Raw genomic sequence first — 14,606 nt, forward strand, 5'->3', positions numbered from 1 at the left:
CACCTCTATTCTTTCTGATGCTTTATCTTTTTACCCCGTTTTTTCACTACATATAGGAATACCATGAATAATACGTAAACGATTCCAAGGGCGACCAGGAACGGGATATTGAGCCCGGATTTACTCTTGAGCTCATAAATTTCCGATTCCTCACGGTCAAGGACGATTTTATAGGTTCCGTCACCATCGCTCCTGACAAGATCCGTTGTAAGAAGACTCTTCAGCTCTTGATCTGCTTCCAACTGGTCTTCCGTCAGATCGATCGTTTGTGTTTCCGTCGTATTATTGATCGCGATCAGCAGGGTCTGATCTTTATAGGTCCTCTTGTAGATCCCCATACCGTCATTTTCGTATACGTTTTCAATCTCTCCCCTTGTGAGGGCGGGTTCGGTCTTCCGCAGCTCCCCAAGGCGGGTGATGTAATCGATGAGTTCTTTATCGGCCCGGAAATTCATCAGCCTCCGGTTATCAGGATCTTCTCCCCCATCGACGGCAATTTCAGAACCATAGTAAAGGATCGGGATGCCAGGCGTTGTATACATATAGGTAAGTGCGAGCTTCCACCTCGTCCCCGGGAACTCCTTCTCTTCCACCATCAATCGCGTGAACCGTTTCATATCGTGATTATCAATGAAGGTACCCATCAAGTAAGGGTTCTCATAAAAGGTCTGATTGTATCCCCAGAAATTGAAAAGGCGGTCCATGGATGTATCGGGTTTCTTGAATACCTGCCGCATTTCTTCCGCCTGCGGTACATTGACGAATCCGTCGATCCCCACGCCATTGTACTCTGCTATCTTTTCAGGATCCGTGTCAAAAATTTCGCCTAAAAGGTAAAAATCATCCTTCTCCGCCTTCACTTCTTTCGTGAAGTCCTCCCAAAAATCCTTCGGTACGTGCTTTACGGTATCGAGGCGATACCCATCGATATCGGTTTCCTTGATCCACCATTTAGCGGCATCGATCAGGTATTCCTTCACTTCCTGATTCTCTGTATTCAAATCGGGCAGGTCATATAACCATGCATTTTTAACGCTTTCTTCATCTTCGAAATTCATCGTCTGCTTTTCATGGAACCAGTCTGCTTTGGCAGGATCCGTTACCCACGGATGCTCCGGTCCGACATGGTTCACGACAAAATCGAGGATGATCTTCATATCGCGTTTATGCGCTTCTTCCACAAGCTTTTTAAACGTCTCGATCGAGCCGAAATGCTCTTCTGTCTTATAATAGTCGGTGGTCCAATATCCATGGTAACCCCCAGGCTGATTCTCAAAAATCGGGGTGAGCCAGATGGCTGTGAAGCCCATCTCCTGAATGTAATCCAAGCGATCGATGATCCCCTGGAAATCTCCCCCTTGATAACTCAGCGGGTCATTGGCGTCCACATTTTTGTCATTGCTTGAATCCCCATTGTTGAACCGGTCCACCATCAAAAAGTAAATCGATTCATCCTGCCACATTCGCTCTTCTTTTTCAGCTGCACCTACCGGATGGGCGTAAAAAAGAAGAAACGGGACTAAAATGAGAGATAACACTCTTCTTTTCATCTCCGCTCCTCCTCCAAATGTTAGTAACGCCTATAAGATTATCCTTTCGTGCCCCCTGCCGTCAATCCTGAAACGAAGTATTTCTGGAAGAAAAGGAAAAGTAGGGCAATTGGAACAGCAATCAGTACGGAGCCTGCTGCAAAGGTCGTGAATTCCGCCCCGAATTGCTTCGCGACCATATCATATAGTGCCACAGGAAGCGTATACATCTTCTCTGAACGAAGCAGGATGCTTGCGATGATAAAGTCTGCGAACGGAGAGATGAACGAAAACAGGGCCACGACGGCGATGATCGGTTTTGCAAGGGGCATGACGATCTGCAGGAAGATCCTGAGATGTCCTGCTCCATCGATCTTTGCCGATTCGTCGAGCTCCTTCGGGATGGTATCGAGATACCCTTTCATCAGCCACGTGTTCATCGGGATCTGTCCTCCGACGTAAACGAGGATAAGTCCGAGATGGCTGTCAAGGAGTCCTGTCAAAAGCGCCAGGACGAAAATGGCAATCAGGGCTGCAAAGTTCGGAATCATCTGCAGGACGAGGAAAGCCATCAGGCCATTTTTCCGTCCGACGAAGCGGTAGCGGGAAAAGGCATAGGCCGTCAAACTCACAAGGCACACGGTCAGGGCCATGGTCGAGAGACTCACCTTCAAGGAATTCCAATACCAGAGCATATAGTTGCTTTCTTCCAGATTGAAAAGCTCTTTATAATGGGCAAGGGTCGCATTCTTAGGGATGATGCTCGAACCGGACAAGCTCTGCCCGGGATTGAACGAGGAACCGATGATCCATGCGACAGGATAGAGAATCACCGCGAACATGATGCCAATGACAAGGTACGATAGGGTCAACCGGATGATTTTTTGTTTTTTCATTTTACATCATATCCTCTTCCTGGAATGATTTCGTCTTCTTGAACTGCCAGATGGCCACTGTGATGACGATGATGGACAGGAGCAGCGTGATGGCTGCTGCCTTCGAATACTGCGCAGATGTCATGGTCAATCGATAGATCCATGAAATCAGGATGTCGGTACCGCCGGCATTTTGCCCTGTCAGTGCCGGACCGCCTCCGTTGAACAGATAAATGACGTTGAAATTGTTGAAGTTGAATGTGTACTGCGTGATGATGATCGGCGCCGTTGCAAACAGGACAAGCGGCAGTGTGATATTCTTGAACTTCTGTACGGCAGAAGCACCGTCCACGGTCGCAGCTTCATACAATTCATCCGGGATCGACTGGAGTACTCCCGTCGTCATGGCAAAGATGAACGGGAAACCAAGCCACATCTGGATCATGATCAGGGCAATCCGTGAGAATAGCGGCTCTGTCATCCATGGGAGTCCTTCAATCCCGAAGAAGCCGAGGATATCACGGTTGATGGCACCGAATGATTCGTTGAACATCCCGGCGAAGACGAGGATGGAGACGAATGCCGGGATGGCCCACGGCAGGATGAGAACCGTACGGATGATGGCTTTCCCTTTCAGATCTTTTTGATTCACGATGATGGCCAGGAAGATTCCAAGAGCCACTTGCAGGGTCGTGGCGCCAAGGGTCCAGACCAGCGTCCACGCAAGGACCGTCACAAAGGTTTCACGCCAGATATCGATCTTGAAGATATCGACGAAGTTCTGGATACCCACCCAATCTACGAGTTTTGCAGGCGGAGAGTGATAAAGATCATAGTTCGTGAATGCCAGCAGGATGACAAAGATGATCGGGAAAATGACCACGAAGATCAGAAGCAGGAACCCCGGTGACATGATAAGGTACGGAAATCCATTATCCACAAGGTTCCGATACTGTTCGCGGATCGTTGCGATCTTCTCTCCATTGTCCCTTTTGATTCCGTTCTTATAAGCGTCCCTCAGGTTATACAGATAGAATGCGATTCCGAATAAGATGACAATGATGGCCAAAATGCCATATACCATGAGGAAGATGGAATGGTCTCCGTAGGAAACATCGGTGCCCAGGGTCGTGATGCCCCAGAGCCCTAAGGATATGAGATCCTTGAACACCAGGATGAAGGAAAGGGTCATGATGAGGAAGAAGACCCCCTTCAGGAATTGACGATGGTAGAGCTGGCCAAGGCCGGGAATGAGAGATAGGGCCAGTGCCGTTTTTCTATGTTTAGTAGTAGGATTGGATTGATCCATCCTGAACTCCCCCTTTTATCTTTATGCTTCAAGAGCTTTCTAAACCGGCGGCTATTTGCTTAGAAAGCTCTTGAAAAGGATGGCGGCACCTGCAGACAGGTGCCGCCACTCTCTTTAATTAGAATGGTTGGCTTTGATGTTATCCTCGATTTGCTTGACCGCAGCATCCATGGCCGCTTTAGGCTCCTGCTTGCCGGTCACGACTGTTTGCAGTGATTTGGCCATCGGATCCCAGACTTCACCCATTTCAGGGATATTCGGCATCGGTACAGCGTATTTGGACTGCTCGGCAACAGCTTTAGCGCCTTCATTTTCAGCAATCGCAGAATCATTGATCAAGCCTTCATTTGTCGGTACTTCCTGTGTTTGTTCAAAACGATATTTTGCATTCTCATCTTCTGTGATGAACTCTACGAATTTCTGTGCCCATTCTTTGTTCTTGGAATAGCCGGATACATGCCATCCTTTAACACCCATGAACGTTTTCATCGGCTCACCGTTCGGAAGCTTCGGCATCGCTGTTACACCGATATCGATCCCCGCATCCTTATACCCCTGGAAGGACCATGGTCCGTTCATGACAGATGCCACTTTTCCTTCGTTGAACAATCCGTCCATGGCGGATCCACCGTTTTCACCGATGATCCCTTTAGGGAATAACCCTTCTTTGTACCATTTCTGAATATATTCCGTTCCTTCTACTGCTCCATCGTTATTCAGTCCAAGATCTTTCGGATCAAGGGCTCCGTCATTTTCAGCGAACACATAGCCACCGTATCCACCCATCGGTGCGTGGGCAAAGTAGAAGTTATCCCATAGTGCAAGGAATCCATAGTTGCCATCTTTCGTGAAATCTTTTGCGAACGAATACACATCATCCATTGATGCAGGTGCTTCTTTCATCAACTCTTTGTTGTAAATGAATACTGGTGTTTCAGACGATTTAGGCAGGCCATAAAGCTTACCATCATAGCTTTCTGCAAGGATGGAAGACTCTGTGAAACGCTTCTTGACGTCATCAGACACTTCAAGTGGCGCAATATGGCCGGCAAGGGCAAGTTCCCCGATTTGATCATGTGGGAATGTCACGACATCAGGACCCGTACCTGCTGGTCCATCGAGACGCAGCTGCTCTTTCATTTTAGAAGCCATTTCGACTTCCTTCACCTCAAGCTCGATTCCTGTTTCTTCCGTGAACTTCTTACCGACTTCATCCAGCCATCCGGATTTCTTCTCATCTTCCCAGATTACCAATTTTTCAGGCTTATCCTTATCTTCCGCTTTCTTGCCTCCGTCTCCGGATGCTCCTTCTTCTCTGTTCGGACCGCATGCAGCCAATACCCCTGCTACCAGCATCAAGACCATGAATAACGAAACGACTTTCTTCACCCTGACCCCTCCTAATGGTTTGTCAATTTCCGAATGTGGACAACCGCTTGCACAAAAACAGGAATATTCCCCTGGAATCTATGTATGGTCCCCGGGCTTCCCCTATCGGATTTCCATAAATGATTTACGATCACCCGATATAAGATAACGTTTACATTTTTATTGTGAAAGCGATTGCACAATCTACTTTCATTATACTAAGTAACGCCCATTTGACAATACCTTTTTATTAAAAACTTTTCTATATCATTACATAATTGACAACCTCCTATAATTGGAATACTCTTTAGTGGAATTCATAAAAGGAGGAAAAGCCATGTTCCTTGAAGCCATTTTTCACCAACCAAGAGATCAATATGCATACGCTTGCACTGAAACAGACCTGCACATCCGTATCCGGACGAAACGGGGCGACATCCACTCCATCCGTCTTTTGCACGGTGACCCCTACGATTGGAGCGATGGAGAATGGCAATATACCGACCGTGACATGACTCTTGCCGGCAGTGATCAACTCTTTGATTACTGGCAGGCCACCGTCACCCCATCCTTCAAACGGCTTCGATATGGTTTTCTCCTTTCGGACGGCGAGGAAAACATTTTCTATGGAGAAAAAGGGTTCAGTGATGGACCCTCCTCTGAAATCGGCGACTATTTCTGCTTCCCTTTCCTTAATGCCATTGATGTGTTCAGCGCACCGGAATGGGTGAAGGATACAGTTTGGTATCAAATCTTCCCCGAGCGCTTTGCCAATGGGGATCATTCCATCGATCCCGACGGCACGTTGGAATGGAATGCAGAAGAACCGGCCCCCGATCATTTTTTCGGAGGCGACCTTCAGGGCGTCATCGACCACATAGACTATTTAAAGGAGTTGGGGATCAACGGCATCTATTTCACCCCGATCTTTAAAGCGCCTTCTAACCACAAATATGATACAACCGATTATATGGAGATCGATCCCCACTTCGGGTCGGAAGAGACCTTGAAGGAACTCATAGATGCCTGTCATGAGCGTGGTATCAAGGTCATGCTCGATGCAGTGTTCAATCATAGCGGCTATCATTTCGGTCCATTTCAAGATGTACTGGAAAAGGGTGAAGAATCTCCTTATAAGGATTGGTTCCATTTGCACGATTTCCCGGTGAACCCCGAGTCGAACCCTCCCAATTATGATACCTTCGCCTTTGAGGCATCGATGCCGAAGCTGAATACGGAACACCCGGATGTCAAGGAATATCTGTTGAACGTCGGGCGTCACTGGGTGGAGGAATTTGATATCGACGGCTGGCGGCTGGATGTTGCCAACGAAGTGGACCACCAGTTCTGGAGAGACTTCCGCCATGCCGTGAAATCCATCAAGCCTGACCTATATATCCTCGGAGAAATATGGCATGATTCCATGGCATGGCTGAGGGGCGATCAATTCGACGCGGTGATGAATTATCCCTTCACCACAAACATTCTGAAGCTGTTTGCCCACGAAGCCATTTCTCCTGAAACCTTCGTTGAGAACATGACCACCGTCATGAATATGTATCCCCAGACTGTGACCGAGGTCAACTTCAACCTCGTGGGAAGCCATGACACCCCGCGGATTTTAACGGAATGCAGGGAAGATGTCAGGAAGCTGAAGTTGCTGTATACCTTCATGCTCACCTCCCCCGGAACCCCATGTATCTATTATGGGGATGAGATCGGACTTACGGGCGGACAGGATCCGGGATGCCGCAAATGCTTCCCATGGGACGAAGGACAGCAAGACCTCGACCTTCATGGACATGTACAAAAACTCACCTATCTCCGCCAGGAATACGATCTCCTGAGGAATGAGGGGGTTTTCAGCTTCCTTCCGGCTGCCGGAGAGGACCGCCATGTGGCCTTTACGAAATCGGACGGTGACAGGACGATCCTCGTGGTATTGAATTGTTCCGACACCGACTTGGAATTCACGATTCCATTCGAATTGAAAGGCGTCCCCCTCATGAACATACTTACCGGGGAAGAGTTCACCGCAGAAGCGGAAAGCATCGAATTAACGCTTGAAGCATACGGTTTCGCCATCATCAAGTTTTAAGGTATCTCTATGTAAGGAGTCAGTATGGACACAAAAAAACGAATGACCTTGTTTGCCCTCACGTGGCCGATCTTCATTGAAATCCTTCTTCATATGCTCATGGGGAATGCCGATACCCTCATGCTCAGTCAATATTCAGATCGTTCCGTTGCAGCCGTCGGGGTATCGAATCAGATCCTCTCCCTCATCATCGTGATGTTCGGTTTCATCGCAACCGGCACGGCGATCCTGGTGGCCCAGCACCTCGGAGCCAAAGAGCATGCCATATCCGGTGAAGTCGCCCTCGTCTCCCTTGTCACGAACCTTGCATTCGGAGTGCTATTGAGTGCCATCCTTTTGTTTACCGGCAAAGGCATCCTGGATATCATGGGGCTTCCCCGGGAACTGATGGAAGAAGCATCCGGATACCTCAGGATCGTCGGAGGATTCATCTTCATCCAGGCCCTCATCATGACGGCGGGGGCAATCCTAAGGAGTTACGGATATACAAAAGACGCTATGTACATCACCATCGGCATGAACATCCTGAATGTAGCAGGAAATTATCTATTCATATTCGGCCCATTCGGCTTACCGGTCCTTGGAGTGGAAGGCGTGGCGATCTCCACCATCGCCTCCCGCTTCATCGGCCTTGTCGTAAGCATCATTGTCATCAAGAAGCGCATCCCTTCAGCCCTGCCGTTGAACAAGCTGGGGCACATCCCTGTCCGTCATATGAAGAATCTGCTGAAGATCGGGATTCCATCAGCCGGTGAACAACTGTCATACAACGGCTCTCAGATGGTGATCACCTACTTCATCGTGAGTATCGGAACCTATGCATTGACCACCAAAGTATACGCACAGAACCTGATGATGTTCATTTTTCTTTTCAGCGTGGCCATCAGTCAAGGTACACAGATCATGATCGGCCATATGATTGGTGCCAGGGAATACGAGAACGCCTACGCACGATGCCTAAAAAGTCTCAAGATCGCCATTGTCATATCACTGTGTATGGCAGGAGTTGTCTCGATCGCAGCAGAACCATTATTGGGAATCTTCACTTCCAATCCGGAGATCATCTCATCGGCGAAAGTTCTCATTTATCTCACCCTCTTATTGGAACCCGGGAGAAGCTTCAATCTCGTGGTCATCAATGCATTGAGGGCAGCAGGTGATGTTAAGTACCCTGTCTACCTCGGCATCGCTTCAATGTGGGGGGTCGGAGTACCCCTCTCTTATGTTCTCGGCATCACATTGGAGCTCGGACTCGTCGGGGTCTGGATCTCCTTCATTGCGGACGAATGGCTCAGGGGGCTCCTCATGCTGAGGCGATGGCGTGCCAGAACGTGGATTCACAAAGGATTTGTACGGAATGAAAAGGCCGTTTAACCCAAAACCTCCCTTTTAAAAAGGGGAGGTTTTTTGATGCCGAAAAATTTATGTGAAGTTTTTTTACATTTAACCGCTTACATACGAAATTAACACTTGAACTTTTTATATTTTCTGAATATGATAGTTCATATAACTTATTCATGTCATAAAAACTAACATCAAATTTCAGGAGGCGAAAAAATGAAAAAAGTGGAAGCCATCATTCGAGCGGAGGCATTCATCAATTTACGTGAAGCACTCAGCACAAGGGGATTCAGTGGATTGACCGTATCGGAAGCAGCCGGCTGCGGCAAGCAAAAAGGGAAACAGGGGATATTCAGGGGCAACAAATTCGAAATCAAGCTGGTCCCCCGGATCAAAGTTGAAATGGTTGTTGATGATGAACAAGTAGAAGATATTGTCGATCTCATTGTGGAATACTGCAGCACCAACACAGTCGGAGACGGAAAGATCTTCATTTATCCTGTTGAAGAAGTCATCCGTATCCGCTCTGGAGAAAGAGGAAAGCAAGCTGTTCTGTAAAAAAACATTATTGGAGGGGTTACAATGATTAAAAAAATATCTATTCTGCTTCTATTATCCTTCTTTATCGGGAGTCAAGCATTCGCTGCAGCTCCTACAGCCGAGTCGGTTCAGGCTTCACTTGATTCAACCTGGGTCATGATCGCAACGATTCTTGTATTCTTCATGCATGCCGGATTCGCAATGGTAGAGTCCGGGTTCACACGGGCAAAGAACACATTGAACATTCTTATGAAAAACGTCTTGACCGTCGCCATAGGATCGTTGATTTATTTCTTCGTGGGCTTTGGGATCATGTTCGGAAAAGATATCGGTGGATTATTCGGAAGTGATGGTTTCCTTTTATCAGGTCGTGAAGACATCGGATTCTTCGTTTTCCAATCCGTTTTCGCCGCGACCTGTGCCACCATCATTTCAGGTGCAGTAGCAGAACGCATGAAGCTCAAAAGCTATATGGTCCTCACCGTTGCCATGACCGCCCTGATTTATCCGGTAGTCGGGCACTGGGTATGGGGTGGAGGTTGGATTTCTGAACTGGGATTCGTTGACTTCGCTGGTTCCACTGTCGTGCATTTGACTGGAGCAATAGGGGCACTGATTACCGTCCTATTCCTCGGCGCAAGGACCGGCAAGTATCAGAACGGAAAGGTCAACGTCATTCCAGGACATAACATCCCGATTGGTGCACTCGGAGTCTTCATCCTTTGGTTTGGGTGGTTCGGATTCAACGGGGGCAGCACCCTTGCTGCTGATCCTTCTCTTGTACCCATGGTCATCGGCACGACCTTGTTCTCAGCATCTGCTGCCATCATATCTTCAGCCTTGTACACACTTTTCCGTTATAATCGGATCGACCCTTCCCTGACGCTCAATGGTGCACTCGGTGGTCTAGTCGGCATTACGGCAGGTACAGCAAATGTCTCCCTGACCGGTGCCATCATCATCGGTCTGATTGCCGGAGTGATCCTGGTTGAAGGTGTCACTCTGTTGGATTCGTTCCTCAAAATTGATGATCCGGTCGGTGCCATTGCAGTCCATGGGATTTGCGGAATCTGGGGTACGCTCGCCGTTGGATTATTCGATGTTCAAAACGGATTGTTCTACGGAGGTGGCGCTTCCCTCCTAGGGGTTCAATCCTTGGGCGTACTTGCCGTCATCGCCTGGACAGCTGTCACCGTAGGCGGTTTCCTGTTTATCGTGACAAGAGTTTCAAGTATCCGCGTGTCTCAGGAAGAAGAGCTTTCAGGCTTGGATTTTGCAGAACACGGTTCTAACGCATACGAATTGAAAGATACATTTCTTGAGCCAGATATCGCTTCAAGCCCATTCGGCAGCGATCTTGTCGAGCGGTTGAATTCGATCGGCACTCCATCGGCAGAAGACTCCCTCAAGCAGCGTAGCAGCGTATAATGAAATGGACTGTCCTTCGGGGCAGTTCTTTTTTAACCCAAAAAGAGAGCTTCCTGTCTGAAAGCATGCGACAGGAAGCTCTTTTTATGATATCGTCGAGATGATTTTTTCCTTTTCATCACCAGATACAAAGTTCTTTTTTGAGAAGACATCATAACCATTCTTACGTATTTCATTAAGGATTTCCTTATACAGAAGGGCCGCGCCCTTTACAGGAGCCCTGGAGTAGATCGGATAAAGGCCGATCGTCCTCATGGATAGACTGTAATAGTGTTCCGCCATACCGGCCATTTCTTCCCAGACGAGACGGAACGCTTCTGTAGTCCGCCCTTCACGCAGATCTTCCACCGAGCACTCGTGCTTTACCAGAAGATCCTGAGGAAGATAGAGCCTGCCCCTGTCCAGATCTTCACCGACATCCCTCAAGATATTCGTCAGTTGCAGGGCATAACCTAGATAAATCCCGTCTTCACGCAGTTCTCTTTCCTTGCCTGGCGCAAGGATCGGAAGGAGCATGAGTCCGACCGTGCTCGCTACATGGTAGGAATAATCCAACACATCATCCATCTTCATATATCTCCTGCCGGCAAGGTCCATGCGCTGTCCTTTGATCATATCCCGGAACGCTTCCCGGTCCATATTGAAGCGCTTGAAGACATCATCGAGGGCAATCCAAATCGGTTGCTCTTCAAAAGTCCCTTCAAGAAAGGACTCAAATTCTCTCTCGAATCGATCCAATACTTCAGGAGGACTGCCCTCATCCACGATATCGTCCGCTTTACGGCAAAAAGCGTATACCGCCCACACCGCTCTGCGCTGATTCTTCGGCAGGAGGGAAAATGCCCTGAAAAATGTTTTTGAATGATGTTTGATCACCGATTCACAGTGATCGTATGCTGCCGAAATCCTGTTCATCCATGGTCACATCCTTCCTTTCTAATTCCTCTTCAAAATATCTCTGTACGGCCTGTTCAACCAGTTTTGCCCCTTGCATGACAATGGGCACACCCCCACCGGGATGGGTTGATGCTCCGACAGCAAACACATTCTTCTCCGGAAACGGCTGCACCTGTGGACGGAAAGGACCGGATTGTCCAAGAGCAGGGGCTATGCCAAAACTTCCTCCTGCATACAGCCCTTCCTGCCTGGCCTGATCAGGCGTCCTTGTTTCCATCCAATTCAGCCGCTCCCTCAAATCGTCGAATCCGCTCTCTTCCATTGTATCTAAAATATAGGACGAAAGATATCCAGAAGCGTCCTCCCAATCAATCTTTTCAGATGCGGGAACAGGGACCAGAACGTAGAGGACACTGTTCCCCTCGGGTGCAAGGGATTCGTCCACGATGGATGGATTGAAGACGTAAAATGAGGGTTCTGAGGGCACTTTCCCTTTCTCGAAGATCTCCTTCATATTTTTCGAAAAATGTTCATTGAGGTAAAACTGGTGTAGGTCTTTATCAGGGTAGGTACCTTTGACTCCCATATAAAACAGGACGCATCCGGAAGAAGGCTTATATTTTTTATCGGATGGACGTTCCATGAGGGAATGGGTACCGGGAAAATCACCGTTCACTATGACAGCATCGGCCAGAAAGTCTCCCTCATCTGACCGGATCCCCTTCGCCTTGCCATCCTTTACAAGGATTTTCTCGACCGGACACGAGGTTTTGATCTCCACCCCGAGTCTCTCGCATGCCTTTCTGACCGGTTCAAGTATACTCGCATACCCGCCTTTAATATAGTAGATTCCGTGCTTATGTTCACTGAAGGACACAAGACTGTAGATGGCGGGAGTGGAATAAGGATTCCCTCCAATATAGAGGGATTGCAATCCATATGACATCTGTAACCGCTCATGGGAAAAGTATGTTCTCAGGTTCGACATGACTGTTCGGTAGGCTTTGAGCTTTATGAGGGAGCTGATCGTCTTTGGATTCATATAGTCTTTTATACCAAGGAAAGAGGACTGGAGGAATTGTGGTTCCCCGATGGCAAACCGTTCATCCATATCAGCCATGAATCTCTTGAAACCTTCCTCATCCCCGGGGAACTCCCGACGTATTTCATCCATCTGCGTTTCAAGATCCGCAAATTTCCTGTAGGTCTGCCCGTCGGGGAAGTGAATCCCATAGAGGGGATCGCAGCGTATGAGCTCGATTTCTTCTGTATTCACACCCGCATCGGCAAGAATGGACATCAACATGTCGGGCAGCAGTACGATCGTCGGGCCTTTATCGATCTTATAGTCCCCCTTGGTGACAAACGCAAGTCTGCCTCCAATGTCCTTTTCTTTTTCAAAGATCGTCACACTGTGACCATTCTTCGCAAGGAGCAATCCTGTAATCAACCCGCCGATTCCCGAGCCTGCTACAGCGACCTTCATAGTGCTTCCTCCATTTCCCTGTGAGCAGCCGAAGTCCTGGATGCGTCTTCCTTCATCATGATGGACGTGGTGATCCGGGCCGATTCGAGTATCGTCGGCAGACCGCTGCCCGGATGGGTCCCCCCACCGACAAGCCAGCAGTGATCAAGCTCCTCGAATTTATTATGAGGTCTGAGGGCCATCATTTGGGTAAGCTGATGACCAAGATTGAAGGTTGCTCCTTTGTAGATGTTAAAGTCGGTCTCCCATTGATGGGGATCCAGCACCTTCTCGAACCGGATATGACTCCGGATATCCTCGAGGCCGGCTCTCTCCTCCAGAGAACGAATCACGAGCTCCTTGAAGTCTTCCTGGTTATCTGCCCAATCGATTTCACTCATATTATTCGGTACCGGGGCCAGGACATAAAGCGTCGAGTGGCCTTCCGGGGCGAGGGTGGGATCCGTCACGGACGCATTCTGAATATAGATGGAGGGATCTTCTGACAACTCCATCGTTTTCGTGATCTCTTCTACGTTTTTTTTGTAATCATCGGCGAAAAGGATCGTATGATGAGGCAGGTCATATTTTTTATCGAGTCCTAGGTAGATCATGAAGGTGGAGCAGGAATATTTTTTCTTTGAAAGCTTTTCTTTGCTGTACTTCTTCAGCACACCGTCATCCACCAAATTCGTCATCACGTGGGCGAAGTCACCGTTAATGACCACTTCATCGGCTGATACCCTCTCCCCATTTTCCAGGATGACCCCCTTGACGTTTTTCCCGTCAAGCCAGAGCTTTTTGATCCCCGTCGAGAGATGGATCTTTCCTCCGTTCTCTCTTACGACTTTCGCCATCGCTTCTGAAAGTTGATTCACCCCGCCGATGGGATGAAATACACCGTACTCGTGTTCCATGAAAGAAAGGATGGAGAAAGCCCCGGGACATTCCCAAGGTGACATACCCAAATATTTGGACTGAAAGGTAAATGAAAGTCTCAGTTCGTGATCGGTGAAGTAATCACTCAGCACACTGTAGAGTGACTTACCGAGGGAAAGCTGAGGCAGGGCCCGCAAGACTTTCCAGCTGATATATTGATAGTATTGGTCCATCGGGCTCTGAAGGATGGGTTTCAAGCGGTCCATCTTCTTGCGTGTATCATTCATGAATCGCTCGTACCCTTTTCCGTTCCCAGGAAAATGTCGCTCGATTTCCTTTTTCAATTGTTCTGGGTCCCTGTACATTTTCACATCTTTATCTTTGAATTTCAGTTCGTACATCATGGGCAGCTCCTTCAGATCCACATAATCATGAAGGTTTTTCCCTGCCGCTTCAAAAAGTTCCTCCGCAATCTCCGGCATGCCTAGGAACGTCGGCCCGATATCAAATGTATATCCGTCTTGTTTGATGGCACCGTTACGACCGCCAACAAAGGAGTTCTTTTCGTATACATCGACTTCATATCCTTTACTGGCCAGAAGCATGGCAGAAGCCAAACCTCCAGGTCCCGCTCCGATGACAATCACATTTTTGGACATCTTCTCTTCCTCCTTGTACAAAGTTTATACAATACCTGAACATTGATTATAAATTAAGTATACAATGCTTCTTTCATGGGCACAAAGATTAACACTCTATTTTACTAACAAATTTCTTTTTTGCCATATGTAAAAATAGTCATATGAAGCATCCCTCTTAGTTTACCCTCTTTTTTGCTATTTAATGATTAGTATGAGCAAAAGTTCATTTTAATCAC

11 protein-coding genes are annotated in these 14,606 nt (G+C 48.0%); 4 read left to right on the plus strand and 7 right to left on the minus strand.

The window, feature by feature from the left end:
- Positions 1-5: 5 nt before the first annotated feature.
- The 4 genes from ACNA6I_RS08840 to ACNA6I_RS08855 form a co-directional block, all read right to left on the minus strand.
- Positions 6-1,550 carry an alpha-amylase family glycosyl hydrolase gene (locus tag ACNA6I_RS08840; protein ID WP_048004350.1) on the minus strand — a complete coding sequence of 515 codons (1,545 nt, stop codon included), beginning with the start codon at positions 1,548-1,550 and terminating at the stop codon, positions 6-8.
- 38 nt (positions 1,551-1,588) lie between these two features.
- Positions 1,589-2,425, minus strand: coding sequence for a sugar ABC transporter permease (locus tag ACNA6I_RS08845; RefSeq protein ID WP_048004351.1), 837 nt, complete (start codon positions 2,423-2,425; stop codon positions 1,589-1,591).
- 1 nt (position 2,426) lies between these two features.
- The gene (locus ACNA6I_RS08850; RefSeq protein ID WP_048015464.1) at positions 2,427-3,713 is read right to left on the minus strand and encodes a carbohydrate ABC transporter permease; all 1,287 of its coding nucleotides are present in this window, start codon (positions 3,711-3,713) and stop codon (positions 2,427-2,429) included.
- Positions 3,714-3,827: 114 nt separating this feature from the next.
- The gene (locus ACNA6I_RS08855) at positions 3,828-5,102 is read right to left on the minus strand and encodes an extracellular solute-binding protein (protein WP_048004353.1); all 1,275 of its coding nucleotides are present in this window, start codon (positions 5,100-5,102) and stop codon (positions 3,828-3,830) included.
- 316 nt (positions 5,103-5,418) lie between these two features.
- Here ACNA6I_RS08855 and ACNA6I_RS08860 point away from each other — a divergent pair, with 316 nt between their 5' ends.
- From ACNA6I_RS08860 to ACNA6I_RS08875, 4 genes are all read left to right on the plus strand, one after another.
- Entirely contained in the window at positions 5,419-7,179 is a 1,761-nt protein-coding gene (locus tag ACNA6I_RS08860; protein WP_416313175.1) for an alpha-glycosidase, read from the plus strand.
- Between the two features lie 24 nt (positions 7,180-7,203).
- Positions 7,204-8,553 carry an MATE family efflux transporter gene (locus ACNA6I_RS08865; RefSeq protein WP_416313176.1) on the plus strand — a complete coding sequence of 450 codons (1,350 nt, stop codon included), beginning with the start codon at positions 7,204-7,206 and terminating at the stop codon, positions 8,551-8,553.
- A gap of 183 nt (positions 8,554-8,736) precedes the next feature.
- Complete coding sequence (locus tag ACNA6I_RS08870) at positions 8,737-9,078, plus strand: P-II family nitrogen regulator (RefSeq protein ID WP_048004356.1); 342 nt, start codon at positions 8,737-8,739, stop codon at positions 9,076-9,078.
- A gap of 24 nt (positions 9,079-9,102) precedes the next feature.
- Positions 9,103-10,488 carry an ammonium transporter gene (locus ACNA6I_RS08875; RefSeq protein ID WP_048012949.1) on the plus strand — a complete coding sequence of 462 codons (1,386 nt, stop codon included), beginning with the start codon at positions 9,103-9,105 and terminating at the stop codon, positions 10,486-10,488.
- Positions 10,489-10,572: 84 nt separating this feature from the next.
- Here ACNA6I_RS08875 and ACNA6I_RS08880 read toward each other — a convergent pair whose 3' ends face one another.
- The 3 genes from ACNA6I_RS08880 to ACNA6I_RS08890 are packed head-to-tail and all read right to left on the minus strand — an operon-like array spanning position 10,573 to position 14,388.
- Positions 10,573-11,403 carry a phytoene/squalene synthase family protein gene (locus ACNA6I_RS08880; protein WP_416313177.1) on the minus strand — a complete coding sequence of 277 codons (831 nt, stop codon included), beginning with the start codon at positions 11,401-11,403 and terminating at the stop codon, positions 10,573-10,575.
- On the minus strand, positions 11,369-12,871 hold the full coding sequence (locus ACNA6I_RS08885; protein ID WP_063191397.1) for a phytoene desaturase family protein: 1,503 nt from the start codon (positions 12,869-12,871) through the stop codon (positions 11,369-11,371). The genes ACNA6I_RS08880 and ACNA6I_RS08885 overlap by 35 nt, the downstream gene beginning before the upstream one ends.
- The gene (locus tag ACNA6I_RS08890) at positions 12,868-14,388 is read right to left on the minus strand and encodes a phytoene desaturase family protein (protein WP_416313178.1); all 1,521 of its coding nucleotides are present in this window, start codon (positions 14,386-14,388) and stop codon (positions 12,868-12,870) included. The genes ACNA6I_RS08885 and ACNA6I_RS08890 overlap by 4 nt, the downstream gene beginning before the upstream one ends.
- Positions 14,389-14,606: the final 218 nt, after the last annotated feature.

Origin of the sequence: Rossellomorea sp. FS2 (assembly GCF_047915635.1) — a bacterium.
Classification (GTDB): Bacteria; Bacillota; Bacilli; order Bacillales; family Bacillaceae_B; genus Rossellomorea; species Rossellomorea marisflavi_A.

What these genes read in the sequence shown, in the direction of transcription:
- ACNA6I_RS08890 (WP_416313178.1), bottom strand. Translation starts at nt 14,388, where the DNA reads ATGTCCAAAAATGTGATTGTCATCGGAGCGGGACCTGGAGGTTTGGCT.
- ACNA6I_RS08840 (WP_048004350.1), bottom strand. Translation starts at nt 1,550, where the DNA reads ATGAAAAGAAGAGTGTTATCTCTCATTTTAGTCCCGTTTCTTCTTTTT.
- ACNA6I_RS08885 (WP_063191397.1), bottom strand. Translation starts at nt 12,871, where the DNA reads ATGAAGGTCGCTGTAGCAGGCTCGGGAATCGGCGGGTTGATTACAGGA.
- ACNA6I_RS08850 (WP_048015464.1), bottom strand. Translation starts at nt 3,713, where the DNA reads ATGGATCAATCCAATCCTACTACTAAACATAGAAAAACGGCACTGGCC.
- ACNA6I_RS08880 (WP_416313177.1), bottom strand. Translation starts at nt 11,403, where the DNA reads ATGAACAGGATTTCGGCAGCATACGATCACTGTGAATCGGTGATCAAA.
- ACNA6I_RS08860 (WP_416313175.1), top strand. Translation starts at nt 5,419, where the DNA reads ATGTTCCTTGAAGCCATTTTTCACCAACCAAGAGATCAATATGCATAC.
- ACNA6I_RS08875 (WP_048012949.1), top strand. Translation starts at nt 9,103, where the DNA reads ATGATTAAAAAAATATCTATTCTGCTTCTATTATCCTTCTTTATCGGG.
- ACNA6I_RS08845 (WP_048004351.1), bottom strand. Translation starts at nt 2,425, where the DNA reads ATGAAAAAACAAAAAATCATCCGGTTGACCCTATCGTACCTTGTCATT.
- ACNA6I_RS08865 (WP_416313176.1), top strand. Translation starts at nt 7,204, where the DNA reads ATGGACACAAAAAAACGAATGACCTTGTTTGCCCTCACGTGGCCGATC.
- ACNA6I_RS08870 (WP_048004356.1), top strand. Translation starts at nt 8,737, where the DNA reads ATGAAAAAAGTGGAAGCCATCATTCGAGCGGAGGCATTCATCAATTTA.